This window comes from Ancylobacter rudongensis, from assembly GCF_900100155.1.
Classification (GTDB): Bacteria; Pseudomonadota; Alphaproteobacteria; order Rhizobiales; family Xanthobacteraceae; genus Ancylobacter; species Ancylobacter rudongensis.
Genome location: NZ_FMTP01000004.1, coordinates 407196 through 423640, shown reverse-complemented (window position 1 = coordinate 423640; position 16445 = coordinate 407196). Strand labels below are relative to the sequence as shown.

The window sequence follows — 16445 nt, the reverse complement described above, 5'->3', positions numbered from 1 at the left end:
GGCCGGTCCGCATTCAGTCCCAGTCGGTGCCGGGCACCCGCACGGCGACCGTGCTGAAGCCGGCCTGCCGTACGGCCATCGGCAGCAGCCGCTCCAGCCCGTGCATGAGCGTTCCGTCGTCCGGTATCGGCTCGGCCGGGTAATCCTCCCACGCCAGTCCGAGCGCCAGATAGGACCGCATCGCCGCCGGACGGATGGCGAACATATTGCCGACGGGAAAATCGACATAGCCGCCGAGCGGCTCGGTCAGCTTCAGGTCCTCGCGCAGTTCCTGGACGATGCGGACATTGCGCGCCCAGTTGACCAGGTGCGAGTCCTCCGGATGGATTAGGCCGACCTCCGGGCTGGCCTCCAGACGGGCAAGCACGGTGTCGAGCATGGGATGCGCGCCGCCGATCAGGTTCTCCCACAGAAACTGGCGCCAGGGATCGCCGATGGCGCGGCGCCGCCCCTTGGTCTTCTTGCCGTGGACATGGAAAAACACCTCATAGCGCCCCCCGGTCAGCGCCTCGTGCAGCCCGGTCAGGAACGGGCCGATGTCACGGCCGAGATTGGGCACGACGTCGATCTGCACCGCGCTGGCATAGCCCGCCGTCACCGCCCGCAGCTCGTCCGCCTTGGCTGGCGTGTCCGTTGTCAGGAAGAGGTCCGGGCGCGAGGCATTGACCATCAGGCGGTCAAGGAGTTCCGGCAGCAGGTCGGGATAGAAGAAGTGCCCGTGCAGCGCGCTCGTCAGCCGGCTCGCGCGCGGCCCCGGCAGCGGCCCGAACACCGGCATCGCCCACGGCCCCGGCGGGCGCCCCCGCTCGATCCAGTGCGACAGCGGGTAGCGCCGCTGGTCGAAGCAGGCCACCGGATGGTGCTCGGCATAGATCAGCGGGTGAAAACCGGAATAGGGCCGGCGCAACGGCGGCCGGTTGGGGTGGCGCTTCAGCAGCGCCTTGCGCCGCCAGTCGGCGATCAGCCGCTCCAGCTTCTGCGCCACGGTGAAGTCGCCGGGCGGGTCGTTCTCGCGCGGGATGTCGAGTATTTCCAGCCGTTCCGGCTCGGTGGCCAGCACGAGGGCAAGCTCGCCGTCCAGTTCCTCGCCGATCTCGCGGCCGATGGCGCGCACACCCGCCGCGCCCGCCGCCAGCGGCGCCTCCACCGCCACCAGCCGGCGGCGGGCGGCAAAGCGCGGATTGGCCGCCAGCGCCGCCTCGCGCGCCGCCGGCGTGGGAAAGACCAGGGCGCTGGCCCGCTCCAGCGCCAGTTCCAGCGCCGGGCCGAGCGTCTCGCGCCGCGCCGGGTCGGCATCGCCCTCGCCGATGACGGCGACGACGGGAATGTTGCGCTGCTCCAGCGCGTCGGCGGCGTCGATCGTGGCCAGCCCCACCGTGACGGCGAAGAGCGGCCGGTCGGCGTGGGCGCGGAAGGCCAGCGCGTCGAGCAGCACCGCGCGCGGCGCGCGGGCGCGGGCGACCTCGACCGGCACAACCGCAACCCCGTCAGCGACCAGCGCCGCGTCGTCCCCCCGCTCGCCATCGAGCACCAGCACCACCACTGCGTGGTCGCGGGCGAGCAGGCGCAGCAGCGGCGCGGCCGGAGCGGCGCTGTTCTCGATCACCACGAACACCGAGCGGCGCCCCGCCGATGGCGACGGAAACGGCAGGTCGGCGACCAGCGGCGGCAGCGTCGCGTCCGAACCCGTCAGCCAGTTGGCGAAGGGGCGCCGGGGGCGGCCGGGCTCCTTGAAGATCACGCCCTCCAGCCCGGGGCGCGGGCGCTGATAGGCATCGAACAGCAGCGAGCGCAGGAACACGCGCGGGCGCCCCTCGCTGTCGAACAGCAGCCGGCCGAGACGGCGCCCGGTCTTCTGGCTCTGCGCCGTGATCCAGCGGCGCAGCCGGCTGCGCTGCCGAGGCAGGTAATAGCGCGCGCGCTTGCCCGGGCCGTTCGTGGCCGGGTGCTCCGTGGCCGGGCATTCGGTTGCCGGCGATGCCTGCTCCGGCAGGGACGACTCGGGACGGGTCATGACACTCCGGCGGACCGATGCGGAAGATCGTGCAGCGCGCTTCGCCGAGGCGCAGCGCTCCCGGCGTTCTAATGAGGCCGGCCGGCGAAGGCCAGAGCCCCGCCGCGCAAAGTCACTCCGCCGCGATGTCGAACACCCCGCGCGGCCGGCTTCCCCAGCGGTGCAGTTCGAGGATGGCGGGGCGCAGGCGCTCGCCCTCCTCGGTCAGCCGGTAGCCGACCTGAGGGGGAATGGTGGGGTAGACGGTGCGGGCGATCACCCCATCCGCCTCCAGCTCGCGCAGCGCCTTGGCGAGAATGCGGGCAGTCACGTTCGGCATGCGCCGGCCCAGCTCGCTGAATCGTGTTTCGCCGGCGAGCAGGTGATAGACGATGCCGCCCTTCCATTTGGCGCCGATGATCTCCAGCGCCGCCTCGACCGGGCAGCCCTCGCCGCACGCATAATCCTGATGCCGCCTCGCCATCGCCTGTCTCCGCTTCGGGCGCGCGGAATCTAGGGTGTCCGGGGCGCGGGGGAAAGGGCGTTACATTTTCGATAGCAGCCGACAATCTCGTGCGTTCTTGCGCTCGGCGCACGCATCGCGACATCTGGGAGAGAAACATCAACACCACCACGGCGCGCGCCCTCGGGCGCGGCGCGGGAGATTTGTCATGAAGGCCATCGGCTATATCACGTCGCTTCCCATCGGCGAGGAGCGGGCACTGTTCGATTTCGAGACCGCCGCGCCGACGCCCGGCCCGCGCGACCTGCTGGTGCGGGTGAAGGCCGTCTCGGTCAATCCGGTCGATACCAAGGTGCGGATGCGCCGCGCGGGAGCCGAGGGCGCGCCTGTCATCCTCGGCTGGGACGCCGCCGGCGTGGTCGAGGCGGTGGGCGCCGAGGCCTCGCTGTTCCAGCCGGGCGACGCGGTATTCTATGCCGGCGATCTCAACCGCCCCGGCACCAATGCCGAGCTGCACCTCGTCGACGAGCGCCTCGTCGGCCACAAGCCGGCCTCGCTCGGCTTTGCGCAGGCCGCCGCCCTGCCGCTCACCTCGCTCACCGCCTGGGAAGGCCTGTTCGACCGGCTCGGGGTGCCGAGGGAGGGCGGCGACGGCGCCAGCCTGCTGGTGGTCGGCGCGGCCGGCGGTGTCGGCTCCATGGTGGTGCAGCTGGCCCGCCAGTTGACCGGCCTCACCGTCATCGGCACCGCCTCCCGGCCGGAGAGCCGCGCCTGGGTGGAGCGCCTGGGCGCCCATGCCGTCATCGACCATTCCCGCCCGCTCGCCGCCGAGCTGGACGCCGCCGGGCTCGGGCTGGTCGACTACACCTATGCGCTCACCCACACCGACCGGCACTGGGCCGAAATCGTCAAGGCCGCGAAGCCGCAGGGCCGCATCGCCATCATCGACGACCCGGCCAGCCTCGACGCCCTGCCGCTGAAGGGCAAAAGCCTGTCGCTGCACTGGGAACTGATGTTCACCCGATCGCTGTTCCAGACCCCCGACATGATCCGCCAGCATGAGATCCTGGAGGAGGTCTCGCGCCTCGTCGACGCGGGCACGCTGCTCCCCACGGCGGGCACTCCCCTCGGCACCATCAGCGCCGCCAACCTCAGGCGCGCCCACGCCGCGCTCGAGAGCGGCGCCACCATCGGCAAGATCGTGCTGGAAGGCTGGGACTGACGCGCCAGGACCACGCGCCCCGGGGGGGCGCCCGGGCGCGTCGCGGTCAGACGGCGCGGTCGGGCGTCAGCCCCGCCGCGTCGGGCGCGCCGCCCGTACCGAGCCGGCGTTCGAGCAGGTGCTCGATGACCCGGTAGCGCAGGCGGCGAAACAGGCCGGTGCGCTTGCGCTGCCGAATCTTGGCATAGGTGGCCGAAACCAGCCGGCGCTGCCAGATGCGCCGCTCGAACCGCGCCGCGTCAAAGCGGCCCTCGGCGATGTCGAGCACGGCGCTGTCGAGCAGGCCGCATTCCTGGACATAGGCGATGGAGGCGTGGCCGCTGAAATAGATCCGCACCAGCTCGAGCGGCGCCTCCCGCCGCAGCGCGCGGATATGGCGGCGGTCCAGGTTCAGCGGATCGTAGAAGATGTACTTGACCGCGCCCTCGCTCGGCATCTGGCGGTCCCACAGCACCGAGCGGCTCTGCGAGCCCCAGCGCCGCTCCCACCACACGCGCCAGCGGTCGATGCTGTATTGCGGCGAGAAGGCGATCACCAGGTCGGCGCCGAGCGGCGCGGAAAAACGGTAGGCGGCATAGCCGCCCATGCTCATGCCATAGGTGATGACGCGCGCGCCCTCAGCGATATCGGCGCGCACGCGGGCCAGCGCCTCGGGCATTTCCGGGTATTGATACCAGCAATTTCCCGAGGGCATGAAATGATAGGCGGTGCGCCCGCGCTTGGCGAAAAAGTCCTCGCCGAAGCCCTTCCGGCCCACCGGCCAGTCCGCCCGCATCGATTCGAAGGTCACGAAAACCGTGTCGTCGCACTCGCCCGGAACCTTGACGACCGTTAGGTTCTCGCTCTCAAAGATGACCTGACGCACGACACTGCCCCGCTGGCCGCCGGTGGGCGACCTTCCCTGCGAAGGGCAAACTAGCCAGAGCGGTCGTCACCGGACAATCACAATTTCCGAAGATTGCGCAAGTGCTGCTGAAATGCGGGCGGCTGAAATGCGTGCGGCTCAAATGCGGCCCATCGCCCGGATACCCCCGGATGCCGCGTCAGGCGGGCGTCAGATCCCGAAGCGGTCGACGATATCGGCAATGATCCGGCGGAACAGGCGACTGCGCTTGCGGGCGCGCTTGTCGCGGTAGAGCGCCGAGCCGTCGAGGCGGGTGGCCAGTTGCCGCTGGAAGCCGGCGGCGTCGAAGCGGTTCTCGCCCACGTCCAGCACCGCCTGTCCCAGCAGCCCCGTCTGCATCAGCACGGTGATCGAGCCATGGCCGGCATAGGGCACGCGCACCCGCACCACATCGGCCTCGCGGGCATAGACCCGCACATGCCGGCGGTCGCGGTTGTGCGGGTCGTAGAACAGGTAGACCGGCACGCCACGCGGCACCATCAGGTGCTCCCACAGGATCTGGCGCGGGCGGTCGAACAGCCCGTCCCACCGCCGGTCCCACGGCACCACCTTCGGGTCGATGCTGTATTGCGGCGAGAAGGCGAGGATGCGCGCCACGCCGAGCCGGCCGGCGAAGCGGATGGCGGCATAGGCCCCCATGCTGACGGCATAGGCGACCACCTCCACCCCGGGGGCGATGTCGGCCCGCACCTTGGCCAGCACCTCCTCCATTTCGGGGTACTGGAACCAGAAATTGTCGTTGGCGAAGAAATGGTAGGCGGGAAAGCCGTTGTCGCGCAGGAATTTCTCGGCGAAGGCCTGCCGCTGCGGATCCTTGTTGAGCACATGCGGCTCGAAGGTGACGAAGACCACATCGGTGCGGGTGCCCTCGGTCCGGACCACGCGCACATTCTCCGTCTCAAGCAGGACATGACGTCCGGTCTCAAGCTGCGGCACGCCGTCCCCCTTATGAAAACACCCGAGGTGGAACCACCCACATGAAAACACCGCGACCCTGGGAGCCGCGGTGTCTCATTCCGTCCAGCGCGGCCCGACCCCTCAGGGCCGCGCCGGCAACCGGCCTCACTCGGCGGCTTCGATCACCGGGCGCACCCGGCCCGAGCGCTCCTGCTTCAGCAGTTCGGCGACGAGGAAGGCCATCTCGATGGCCTGCTCGGCGTTGAGGCGCGGGTCGCAATAGGTGTGGTAGCGGTCCTTGAGGTCGGCATCGGTGATGGCACGGGCGCCGCCGGTGCATTCAGTGACGTTCTTGCCGGTCATCTCCAGATGCACGCCGCCGGCGAAGGTGCCCTCGGCCGCGTGGACGGCGAAGAAGTCCTTCACCTCCTTGAGGATCTGGTCGAAAGGCCGGGTCTTGTAGCCGGACGCCGCCTTGATGGTGTTGCCGTGCATCGGGTCGCACGACCACACCACGGTGCGGCCCTCGCGCTTCACCGCGCGGACCAGTGCGGGCAGGTGGTCGCCCACCTTGTCGGCGCCGAAGCGGGCGATCAGGGTGAGGCGGCCGGCCTCGTTCTGGGGGTTCAGCGTGTCGATCAGGCGGATCAGGTCATCCGGCTTCAGCGACGGGCCGCACTTCAGGCCGAGCGGGTTCTTCACCCCACGGCAATATTCCATATGCGCGTGGTCGGCCTGGCGGGTGCGATCGCCGATCCAGATCATGTGGCCGGAGGTGGCGTACCAGTCGCCCGTGGTCGAATCCACCCGCGTCAGCGCCTGCTCATAGCCGAGCAGCAGCGCCTCATGCGAGGTGAAGAACTCGGTCGAGCGCATCTCCGGGTGGCTTTCCGCGTCGAGGCCGATGGCGCGCATGAAGTCGAGCGCCTCGGTGATGCGGTCGGCCAGCGCCTGGTAGCGGCCGGACTGCGGGCTGTCCTTGATGAAGCCGAGCATCCACTGATGCGCGTTGCCGAGGCTGGCATAGCCGCCATTGGCGAAGGCCCGCAGCAGGTTCAGCGTGGCCGCCGACTGGCGGTAGGCCTCGATCTGGCGGCGCGGATCGGGAATGCGCGCTTCGGGCGTGAACTCGATGTCGTTGACGATGTCGCCGCGATAGGAGGGCAGCTCCACCCCGTCGACGGTCTCCATCGGCGCCGAGCGCGGCTTGGCGAACTGGCCGGCAATGCGCCCGACCTTCACCACCGGCGAGGCGCCGGCATAGGTCAGCACCACCGCCATCTGCAGGAAGACGCGGAAGAAATCGCGGATGTTGTCGGCCGAATGCTCGGCGAAGCTCTCGGCGCAGTCGCCGCCCTGCAGCAGGAAGGCCTCGCCCTTCGCCACCTTGGCCAGCTCGCGCTTCAGGCGGCGCGCTTCACCGGCGAAAACCAGCGGCGGAAACGAGGCCAGCTGACGCTCCACCGCAGCCAGAGCTGCGGCGTCCGGATAATCCGGCACCTGCTGAACGGGCAAGGCCCTCCAGCTATCCGGCGTCCAGCGATCAGACATGACGGCCTCCAACAAGCTCAACACGTCGCCGGGGCTCCTCCCCGGCGGAAAGGCGGGCCTTATACACCCAAGCATCCCCGCCGCGCCAGTGCACCGCCGCAAGGTCAGGGATGCCGTGCGCGCCCTTGCGCCGCCCCTCCCCGTACACCGTCCTCCCGAGGGGCCCGGCCAGCGGCCGGACCTCGAAGGAGGCGGGCCAGCACCCTGCTTAGTCCCCGGCTTCGCGGCGACATAAACTCCCTTCCCTCATGGCCGGGCTTGACCCGGCCACCCGGACGTCGCGCCACCCGGCATCGTGGCTGGGTCCCCGGGTCAAGCCCGGGGATGAGGGGCGGTGAGGTACAGGAGCCCCGCCCTAAAGCGCCGGCGTCGCCTCGGTGGAGGCTTCGGGCAGCGGGTCGCTGGTGGTGTGCTTGGAACGCAGCGTCACCAGTTCCTCGGCGCTGGAGGGGTGCAGCGCCATGGTGCGGTCGAAATCGGCCTTGGTGGCGCCGACATTCATCGCGATCGCCGCCATCTGCACCATTTCGCCCGAGCCCTCGCCGATGAGGTGGACACCGAGCACCCGGTCGTCGGCCTGGTCGACGACGATCTTCATGAACACCCGCGAGGTGCGGCCCGAGAGCGTCGCCTTCAGCGGGCGGAAATCGGTCTGGTAGATGTCGAGCCGCCGGCCCTGCGCCCGCGCCTCCTGCTCGGTCAGCCCCACCGTGCCGATCTCCGGCTCGGTGAACACGGCGGTCGGGATGTTGTCATAGCTCACATGCCAGGGCCGCTTGCCGAACACCGTGTCGGCGAAGGCGTGGCCCTCGCGGATGGCGACCGGGGTCAGGTTCACCCGGTTGGTCACGTCGCCCACCGCATAGATGGAGGGGATGTTGGTGCGCGAGAGCCCATCCACCGCGATGGCGCCGGCCTCGTCGAGATGCACCTCCACCGTGTCGAGGCCGAGCCCGATCGTGTTCGGCACCCGGCCGATGGCCAGCATCACCTCGTCGGCATAGAGGTCGCGCCCGTCATTCAGCCGCACGCGCTTCTCGCTGCCCTCCTGATAGATGCCCTCGATGGTGACGTTGAAGGCGAACTCCACCCCGTTCTGCGCCATCTCGTCGACGATGCGGGCGCGGATATCCTCGTCGAAGCCGCGCAGCAGCTTGTCGCCGCGATGAATGACCGTGACCTTCGCCCCGAGCCCGGCCAGCAGGCTGGCGAATTCCAGCGCGATATAGCCCGCGCCCTGAATGAGGATGCGCGCGGGGAAGCGTTCGAGATGGAAGATCTCGTTCGAGGAGATGCCGAGCTCGCAGCCGGGAAAGTCGAGCCCGCGATTGGGGCGCCCGCCGGTGGCGATGAGGATGGTGCGCGCCGTCACCTTCGTGCCATCGGCCAGGCGCACCGCGTGCGGCCCCTCAAGGGAGGCCCGCTGGGCGACGATCTCGACGCCGGCACGGTTGAGATTGGCGCGGTAGGCGCCTTCCAGCCGGGCGATTTCCTTGTCCTTGTTGGCGACCAGCGTTGCCCAGTCGAACCGGACATTCTCCACGCTCCAGCCGAAGCCGGCGGCGTCCTCGAACTCATGGGCGAAGCGGGCGGCATAGACGAACAGCTTCTTGGGCACGCAGCCGCGGATCACGCAGGTGCCGCCGAGCCGGTACTCCTCCGCCAGCATCACCTTGGCCCCATGGCCCGCCGCGATGCGGGCGGCGCGCACGCCTCCCGAGCCGCCACCGATGACGAACAGGTCGACGTCGAACTGGTCCATATAGGGCTCTCCGCGCTGCGCTTGTGCGTGGCATGTCGCCCCCCGAGGCGCGCCCGTCAAGCGCCCGCATGGCTGGCCTGCGAATCCGGCCGGCCAATACCGGCGCAATCAGCGCTCATCCTTCCGGCGAACTCGACAGCGGGGGGCCTGCGGCTTTAGCTTCGCTTACCGCGTGCAAGCGGCGGCCAGCGTCAACGTGCCGTCGCCCCGTTCCTTGGAGGAAACCATGAAGCATCTCGTCAGCGGGGCGCTGCTCGCCGCCGCCGTCGCCGTCGCACCGCTCGGGGCGGCCTATGCCGACATCAACGAACTGAAGATCATCGCCCCGGCCGCGCCCGGCGGCGGCTGGGACCAGACGGCCCGCTCGATCCAGCATGTGCTGCAGTCCGACAAGCTGGTCGGCAATGTGCAGGTGCTGAACGTGCCCGGCGCCGGCGGCACCATCGGCCTCGCCCAGTTCGTCAATTCCAGCAAGGGCGATCCCAATGTGATGATCGTCGGCGGCTATGTCATGGTCGGCGCCATCATCACCAACAAGTCGCCGGTCAACCTGTCCATGGTGACGCCGATTGCCCGCCTCACCGGCGAGTATGAGGCCATCGCCGTGCCGGCCGCCTCGCCGCTGAAGTCGCTGGCCGATCTGGTCGTGGCGCTGAAGGCGGACCCGCAGAAAGTGTCCTGGGCCGGCGGCTCGGCCGGTGGCACCGATCACATCACCGCCGGACTGTTCACCAAGGCGATCGGCGTCGATCCGCGCAAGGTGAACTACATCGCCTTCTCCGGCGGCGGCGAATCGCTCGCCTCGCTGCTCGGCGGAAAGGTCACGGTCGGCATTTCCAGCCTGTCGGAATATGACGCGCAGGCCAAGGCCGGCAAGCTGCGGATCCTCGGCGTGTCCAGCCCCACCCGCCTGCCGGAAGCCCCCGATGTGCCGACCTTCAAGGAAGCCGGCGTCGATGTGGAAATCCAGAACTGGCGCATGATCGCCGCCGCCCCGGGCATCACCCCGGAGCAGAAGCAGGAACTCAGCCAGACCATCGAGAAGATGGTGAAGTCCAAGGCATGGACCGACATGCTGGCGCAGAAGGGCTGGGCCAACACCTACCTTTCCGGCGACGCGTTCGACGCCCAGCTGGCCAAGGACATCGCCGCCACCCAGACCATCCTGAAGGATATCGGCCTCGCCCAGTAAGGGGGGCCGCCCTATCCGACCGAACCGGGACTCCCTCGCGGCCCGCCGCGGGGGTGTCTTTCGTTCCGACACCCCGGAGCCCCGCCGATGAGCGATTCCACCCCCGCCTCCACCACCGGCCCCGACAAGGGCCGCTTCGTCATCGCCTTCGCCCTCGCCATCCTGTCGCTCGTGGTCGGCTGGGATGCGTGGCGGCTGTCCGGGATCAACACCTATTCGGCCGTCGGCCCGGAGGCTTTTCCCGCGGTCATTTCCGCCGGCCTGGCCCTGCTGGCGCTGGCCAACGCGGTCGAGGCGGTCCGCGAGGGGGCGCAGGATCGCCCGCGCGACGAGATCGGCCCGATGGCCTGGGTGCTGGGCGGGCTGATCGGCCAGATCGTGCTGCTGGCCTTCGGTGCCGGCTTCGCCATCGCCACCGGCTGGCTGTTCGCCGCCACCGCCAAGGGTTTTGGGCGCGGCCCGCTTTGGGGGCATTTCCTCGCCGGGGCGTTGATGTGCTTCGTCATTTATGCGGTGTTCGCCAAGGGGCTGCAGCTGGCGCTGCCGGCCGGCCCGCTCGAACGGCTGATCTGAGGACGCACCCATGGACACGTTTGCCGCCCTCAGCCAGGGCGTAATGGTCGCCCTCCAGCCCATCAACCTGCTCTTCGCCTTTGTCGGCGTCATGCTCGGCACGGCGGTGGGCGTGCTGCCCGGCATCGGCCCGGCGCTGACCGTCGCGCTCCTGCTGCCGATCACCTTCAAGCTCGACCCGGCCGGCTCGCTCATCATGTTCGCCGGCATCTATTATGGCGGCATGTATGGCGGCTCCACCGCCTCGATCCTGCTGAACACGCCGGGGGAAAGCGCCTCCATCGTCACGGCGCTGGAGGGCAACAAGATGGCCCGCGCCGGGCGCGGCGGGCCGGCGCTCGCCACCGCCGCCATCGGCTCCTTCGTCGCCGGCACCATCGCCACCATCGGCCTGGCGCTGATCGCCCCGACCATTGTCGACATCGCCATCTCCTTCGGCCCGGAGGATTATTTCGCGCTGATGGTGCTGGCCTTCACCACCGTCTCGGCGGCCTTCGGCTCCTCGGTGACGCGCGGCCTCACCAGCCTGTTCGTCGGCCTGTCGCTCGGCCTGATCGGCATCGACCTGCAGAGCGGGCAGGCGCGGCTGTCCTTCGGCGTGCCGGACCTGCTCGACGGCGTGGAGGTGACGACGCTCGCCGTCGCCCTGTTCGCCATTGGCGAGACGCTCTCCGTGGTGGCGGCGGGCGCGCGGGCCGACGAGATCATCGAGCCGGTCAAGGGCTCGGTGTTCATGAACCGGGAGGACTGGAAGCGCTCGTGGAAGCCGTGGCTGCGCGGCACGTTTCTCGGCTTCCCCATCGGCGCCATGCCGGCGGGCGGGGCGGAGATCCCCACCTTCCTGTCCTACGCGCTGGAAAAGCGCCTGTGCCGCAAGCCGGGCGAGTTCGGCAATGGCGCCATCGAGGGCGTCGCCGGGCCGGAGGCGGCGAACAACGCCGCAGCGGCCGGCGTGCTGGTGCCGCTGCTGACCCTCGGCCTGCCGACCTCGGCCACCGCCGCCATCATGCTCGCCGGCTTCCAGCAATACGGCATGAATCCCGGACCGCTGCTGTTCGCCACCAATCCGGACCTGGTCTGGGGCCTGATCGCCAGCCTGTTCATCGCCAATGGCATGCTGCTGGTGCTGAACCTGCCCCTCGTCGGGCTGTGGGTGCGGCTTCTGGCCATTCCGCGCCCCTGGCTCTATGGCGGCATCCTGGTTTTCGCCACGCTCGGCACGCTGGGGGCCAATCCCTCGCTGGTCGAACTCGGCATGCTGCTGATCTTCGGCCTGCTCGGCTATGTGCTGCGGCGCTACGACTACCCGATCGCCCCGGTCGTGGTCGGCCTCATCCTCGGCCCGCTGGCCGAGCAGCAGCTGCGGCGGGCGCTGGCGATCAGTGTCGGCGATCCGCTGGTGCTGTTCCAGAGCCCGGTGGCGCTGACGCTGTTCGCCCTCTCCGCGCTCGCCCTATTCGGGCCGCTGCTGTTCTACGTCTTCACCGGCCGCAAGGCGCCAGTCGGCGCCGACGAGGATTGAGCCCCCCGCCCCGCGCCAGTCGCGCGCGGGCCGCAGAAGGCACCGCACGGTCCGCGCGTCAGGCGCGCGGGCCGTCAGCCCCTGAGACCGACGCTCAGCGTGCCGTCGCTTTCAAGGATCAGGTAGTCGACCGAGGCGATGTCACGTCCGCCCGCTTCCCGTATCGCGCTCAGCGCCTCGTCCGGCGTGACGCGCTGGTGCTTCATCGCCGCTTCACACAGCACGCCGTCCCGCACCAGCAGGGTGGGTTCAGAGCGCACGAGCCCGGCGAAGCGGGAGGAGCGAACCGAGGCGAAGGTCACACCATACTGCAGCAGGATGAGCAACCCGAGCGCTGCTGCACCCTCCGCAAGGGCGACCGATTTCTGAAGCAGGATGGCCGCGAGCGTGGAGCCGATGGCGATCGTCACCACAAAGTCGAAGGCGTTGAGCTTGGCGAGGGTACGCTTGCCCGCGATGCGCAGGAAGGCGACGAGAACCGCGTAGGCGAGAACGCCGACGACCAGCGTCCGCGTGATGCCCTGCCAGCTCTGGAAGAATATGTCGCTCCAGTCCATGACGGTCGCTCCTTGTGCCGCTCGCCCCGGACTGCAACGCCGGGGTATCGATACGGTTCAGAAGCAAGCCGTCCCCGCGCCCCTTCGTGGGGGCGGGCGATCTGGCAGGTCAGATGGTGAAGCCGCGCTTCTTCATCTCCTCGCGCACCCGCACTTCCATCTCGCGCGCGAAACCCGCGCTCCAGGCCTGGATGCTGCTGAACCCGGCCTTGAGCAGGTCCTCGCGCTTGAGCACCAGCTTCTTGCCGGCTTCCGAGCGGTAGAAGGCCAGAAGGTCGCGCAGTTCCTGGGTGGTGAACTCGGTGGCGTAGATCTTGGCGAGAATCTGGACGATCTCGTTGCGGCGGCTCTCATACTGGGTGGACAGCTGCTTGGCGACTTCGCGCAGGTCGCGAATCAGGTCCGGGTTGGACTGCACGAAGCTGGCTGCCGTCTGATCCACGACATTGGGGATCACCGCATCGAAGCTGCTGGCCTCGCCATTGGCGACGAGCAGCTCATTGGCCAGCTTCATCTGTTCGGCGCTCGGCTCCGGCGCCTTGGGCGCGGCGGCCTGGGCGAGCTGGAAGGGGGCGGTGTCCTGCGCCAGCGCGGGAGCCGCGGCGAGGAGGCTCGCGGCCACGACGGCGCCTGCAAACCGCGCTGCAATATCAAGCTGCATGAAAGTCTCCTGACGAACTGCTCACGCGCGGTCGATGACCGTCACGCCGCCGGCGCCCGCGAGAATGACGCGGCTCGCCAGATTGATGAAGAGGCCGTGCTCGACCACGCCCGGCACATTGGAGAGCTCGGCGGCAAGCGCGGTCGGGTTGGTGATGCTGCCATAGGCGGCATCGAGGATCAGGTGTCCCTGATCGGTGACGAAAACATGACCGTCCGGCCGGCGGCGCAGCGTCAGCAGGCCGTGGCACCCCGCTGCGCGGGCGGCGCGGTCAATGCCGCGGCGGATGGCGGCGACGCCGAAATCCACCACCTCGATCGGCAGCGGAAAGGTGCCGAGCACCTCCACCTTCTTCGAGGCGTCGGCGATGACGATCATCTGCTTGGCCGCCGAGGCGACGATCTTCTCGCGCAGCAGCGCGCCGCCGCCACCCTTGATCAGGGTCAGGTCCGGCCCGACCTCGTCGGCGCCGTCGATGCACAGATCAAGCACCGGGTACTCGTCCAGCGTGCCGAGCGGCACGCCGAGGCTCTCGGCCTGGGCCCGGGTGGCCTCGGAGGTCGGCACGCCGACCACTTCCAGCCCCTCATTCACCCGCACGGCGAGCAGATCGACCAGATGCTTGGCGGTCGAGCCGGTGCCGAGGCCCAGCTTCATGCCCGAGCGGACATATTCGAGCGCCTGCGCGGCGGCCTGTCTCTTGAGGTTGTCAGCGTCGGTCATGAGCGTCGCGGGGCCCTCGTTTTTAGCACTTCTTTAATGTTCATCTCGTGCGTAGCGCCGTTGGCGCGCGCCGACAAGCCCGCCGGCAGCCGCCTCCCCGGCGATCATTGGCTGGAAGGCGGGGTGCAGACCACCGCCGGCTCGACGCCGCCGCCCTCCTTGGGCATGTCGCGGACATAGCAGACGCTCATCTGGCCGGTGCCGGCATCGACGCGGAAAATGCCGGTCTCGCCGGAATAGCGGGTCGACAGGATGTCGTAGCGGCCCGGTGTCCCGCCCTCGGCGCTGGCATCGCGGCGGAAGCAGCGGGTGACGCCGACAAGACTGCCCTCGGGGCGCTCGAACTGGCAGGCATTCACCTGGCCCGTGCGCACATTCACCGAATAGAGCCGGTTGGCCTGGGCGGCCGGGGGCGAGGCGAACACGTAGGGCCCGTCGCCGGGGGCCGCCTCGGCCTGGGCGGGGGGAGCGGCGGGCGCCTCGCCCGGCTTCGCCTCCTGCGCCACGGCGCCGCCCGCCAGCGCGCCGAGCCCGAGGGCGGCCGCCACCATCGCCACATGCCAGTTCTGCATCATGATCCTCATCGCCGGGACATCCTGCCTGTGCCTTGCCCATCTTCCGCGCCGCGCGGCCGCTGCCCGCATGCGCCCGATGGACGCGGAAGGCTGGACAGCAAAAGCGGCAGGATTGTAGGCCTAGATCGGGAAGCCCGTCTCGCGGCGGCGGGCCGCCCGCTTTTCCCGTCACCATCCACGGAAATTGTCATGCCCTCCTCGCCTCCCGCCGTGATCGCCTTCGACCTCGACGGCACGCTCGTCGACACCGCCCCCGACCTGCTCGACACGCTCGACATCGTGCTCGACGAGGCCGGCGCCGCCCGCCTGCCGCGCGACGAAACCCGCAAGATGATCGGCGCCGGCGCCAAGGCGCTGGTCAATCGCGGCCTCACCGCCGCCGGCATCAGCGTCGAGCCGGCGGAATTCGACGCGCTCTATGCCCGCTTCCTGGAGCACTACGCCGCCCATATCGCCGATCTCTCCCGGCCCTATCCCGGCCTGCTCGACGCGCTGGACGAACTTTCCGCCCGCGGCCATGTGCTGGCCGTGTGCACCAACAAGCTGGAATATCTCTCGCGCCTGCTGCTCGACCGGCTCGACCTCACCGATCGCTTTGCCGTCATCGCCGGCTCGGACACGTTTCCGGTCTACAAGCCCGATGCCGGCCATCTGCTCGGCACCATCGAGCGCGCCGGCGGCGTGCACACCCGGGCGATCATGGTCGGCGACAGCATGACGGACGTGCTCACCGCCCGAAACGCCCGCGTTCCCTCGATCGTGGTGCCGTTCGGCTACACCGAGATTCCGGCGCAGGAACTGGGCGGCGACGTGTTCATCGGCCATTACGAGCTGCTGGTGGAGACGGTGGAGCAGCTTCTCTCCCGTGGGTAGCCGCGCGCGGCGCTTGACACCCGGGGCGTGGACACACTAAACCCCGCCGCGATGGCGCTGGCCCCTGATCTATCCGACGGGGCCGACGGGCGATTAGCTCAGCGGGAGAGCACTCCCTTCACACGGGAGGGGTCGCAGGTTCAATCCCTGCATCGCCCACCATCGTCGCTCGCGCTTCAGGGACGCGACAGGCCGGGAGCCGGCCAGCGGGGCCGCCCATGTGCAACCTCTACAGCCATCATTCCAATCTGCACGCCATCACCGATCTCGTCGGCACGCTGCGCAATCTCGCCGGCAATCTGCCGCCGCAGACCGGCATCTTCCCGGACTTCCCCGCCCCGATCGTGCGCACAGGGGAAGATGGCCTGCGCGAACTGGCGCTGGCCCGCTGGGGCATGCCCTCGCCGCCCACGGTCGCCGGGCCGCCGGTGACGAACATCCGCAACCTGGCCTCGCCGCACTGGCGCGCCTGGAGCGGGCCTGCGCATCGCTGCCTGGTGCCGTTCACCAGTTTTTCCGAATATGCCCCGCTGCCCAACCCCGCCACCGGCCGCAAGGACGTGGTGTGGTTCGCGCTTGATGAGGCGCGCCCCCTCGCCTTCTTCGCCGGGCTGTGGACCCACTGGACCGGCACGCGCGGCACCAAGGCGGCACCGGTGGAGGGCCAGCACGAATTGTTCGGCTTTCTCACCTGCGCGCCCAATGGCGTGGTCGAGCCGATCCACCCCAAGGCGATGCCGGTGATTCTCACCACCCGTGAGGAGCGCGAGACGTGGCTGAACGCCCCGTGGAGCGAGGCGCGCGCCCTGCAGCGCCCGCTCCCCGACGATCGCCTCGTCATCGTCGCGCGCGGGCCGGCGAAGGAGGACCCGCCGCCCGCCGCCCTGCGCGAGCCCTCCTCCGATTCGCCCCCCGGCTCCGCCTCGGCCGCCCCGCCACGCCAGGGCAGCCTGTTCTGATGCCCCGCGCGCGGCCCG

16 protein-coding genes and 1 tRNA gene are annotated in these 16445 nt (G+C 69.5%); 7 read left to right on the top strand and 10 right to left on the bottom strand.

What is annotated here, in order from left to right:
- Positions 1-13: 13 nt before the first annotated feature.
- Both BLO63_RS13240 and BLO63_RS13235 read right to left on the bottom strand, forming a co-directional pair.
- Complete coding sequence (locus BLO63_RS13240) at positions 14-2014, bottom strand: rhamnan synthesis F family protein (protein ID WP_091441314.1); 2001 nt, start codon at positions 2012-2014, stop codon at positions 14-16.
- Between the two features lie 112 nt (positions 2015-2126).
- Positions 2127-2477, bottom strand: a complete 351-nt coding sequence (locus BLO63_RS13235) for a winged helix-turn-helix transcriptional regulator (RefSeq protein WP_091441311.1) — start codon at positions 2475-2477, stop codon at positions 2127-2129.
- Between the two features lie 187 nt (positions 2478-2664).
- Between BLO63_RS13235 and BLO63_RS13230 the strand changes: the two genes are divergently transcribed.
- On the top strand, positions 2665-3678 hold the full coding sequence (locus tag BLO63_RS13230) for a zinc-binding alcohol dehydrogenase family protein (RefSeq protein WP_091441310.1): 1014 nt from the start codon (positions 2665-2667) through the stop codon (positions 3676-3678).
- Positions 3679-3724: 46 nt separating this feature from the next.
- Here the strand turns inward: BLO63_RS13230 and BLO63_RS13225 are convergent, their stop codons facing one another.
- The 4 genes from BLO63_RS13225 to gor form a co-directional block, all read right to left on the bottom strand.
- On the bottom strand, positions 3725-4543 hold the full coding sequence (locus BLO63_RS13225; protein ID WP_091441307.1) for an alpha/beta hydrolase: 819 nt from the start codon (positions 4541-4543) through the stop codon (positions 3725-3727).
- A 189-nt stretch (positions 4544-4732) separates the two neighbouring features.
- The gene (locus BLO63_RS13220) at positions 4733-5518 is read right to left on the bottom strand and encodes an alpha/beta hydrolase (RefSeq protein WP_091441305.1); all 786 of its coding nucleotides are present in this window, start codon (positions 5516-5518) and stop codon (positions 4733-4735) included.
- Positions 5519-5644: 126 nt separating this feature from the next.
- A complete protein-coding gene (locus BLO63_RS13215; RefSeq protein WP_091441303.1) occupies positions 5645-7030 on the bottom strand; it encodes a class II 3-deoxy-7-phosphoheptulonate synthase in 1386 nt (461 codons plus the stop codon).
- A gap of 355 nt (positions 7031-7385) precedes the next feature.
- A complete protein-coding gene (gor, locus tag BLO63_RS13210; RefSeq protein WP_091441301.1) occupies positions 7386-8792 on the bottom strand; it encodes a glutathione-disulfide reductase in 1407 nt (468 codons plus the stop codon).
- A gap of 226 nt (positions 8793-9018) precedes the next feature.
- On the opposite strand from gor, the gene BLO63_RS13205 reads away from it, so the two are divergent.
- From BLO63_RS13205 to BLO63_RS13195, 3 genes are all read left to right on the top strand, one after another.
- The gene (locus tag BLO63_RS13205) at positions 9019-9984 is read left to right on the top strand and encodes a Bug family tripartite tricarboxylate transporter substrate binding protein (protein WP_091441298.1); all 966 of its coding nucleotides are present in this window, start codon (positions 9019-9021) and stop codon (positions 9982-9984) included.
- 87 nt (positions 9985-10071) lie between these two features.
- On the top strand, positions 10072-10557 hold the full coding sequence (locus BLO63_RS13200; RefSeq protein ID WP_091441295.1) for a tripartite tricarboxylate transporter TctB family protein: 486 nt from the start codon (positions 10072-10074) through the stop codon (positions 10555-10557).
- A gap of 10 nt (positions 10558-10567) precedes the next feature.
- Complete coding sequence (locus BLO63_RS13195) at positions 10568-12079, top strand: tripartite tricarboxylate transporter permease (protein ID WP_091441293.1); 1512 nt, start codon at positions 10568-10570, stop codon at positions 12077-12079.
- Positions 12080-12153: 74 nt separating this feature from the next.
- Here BLO63_RS13195 and BLO63_RS13190 read toward each other — a convergent pair whose 3' ends face one another.
- From BLO63_RS13190 to BLO63_RS13175, 4 genes are all read right to left on the bottom strand, one after another.
- Positions 12154-12636 (bottom strand): DUF421 domain-containing protein, encoded by a 483-nt coding sequence (locus tag BLO63_RS13190; protein ID WP_091441290.1) that lies wholly within the window; start codon positions 12634-12636, stop codon positions 12154-12156.
- A gap of 109 nt (positions 12637-12745) precedes the next feature.
- The gene (locus BLO63_RS13185; RefSeq protein WP_091441288.1) at positions 12746-13297 is read right to left on the bottom strand and encodes a DUF2059 domain-containing protein; all 552 of its coding nucleotides are present in this window, start codon (positions 13295-13297) and stop codon (positions 12746-12748) included.
- Between the two features lie 21 nt (positions 13298-13318).
- Entirely contained in the window at positions 13319-14020 is a 702-nt protein-coding gene (gene rpiA / locus BLO63_RS13180; protein ID WP_091441285.1) for a ribose-5-phosphate isomerase RpiA, read from the bottom strand.
- A gap of 104 nt (positions 14021-14124) precedes the next feature.
- A complete protein-coding gene (locus BLO63_RS13175) occupies positions 14125-14604 on the bottom strand; it encodes a hypothetical protein (protein WP_244517861.1) in 480 nt (159 codons plus the stop codon).
- Positions 14605-14784: 180 nt separating this feature from the next.
- On the opposite strand from BLO63_RS13175, the gene BLO63_RS13170 reads away from it, so the two are divergent.
- From BLO63_RS13170 to BLO63_RS13160, 3 genes are all read left to right on the top strand, one after another.
- Positions 14785-15468: an HAD-IA family hydrolase gene (locus BLO63_RS13170; RefSeq protein WP_091441283.1), complete on the top strand. Its 684-nt coding sequence runs from the start codon at positions 14785-14787 to the stop codon at positions 15466-15468.
- A gap of 87 nt (positions 15469-15555) precedes the next feature.
- A tRNA-Val gene (locus tag BLO63_RS13165) sits at positions 15556-15630 on the top strand.
- Positions 15631-15686: 56 nt separating this feature from the next.
- Complete coding sequence (locus tag BLO63_RS13160) at positions 15687-16427, top strand: SOS response-associated peptidase (RefSeq protein WP_091441281.1); 741 nt, start codon at positions 15687-15689, stop codon at positions 16425-16427.
- Positions 16428-16445: the final 18 nt, after the last annotated feature.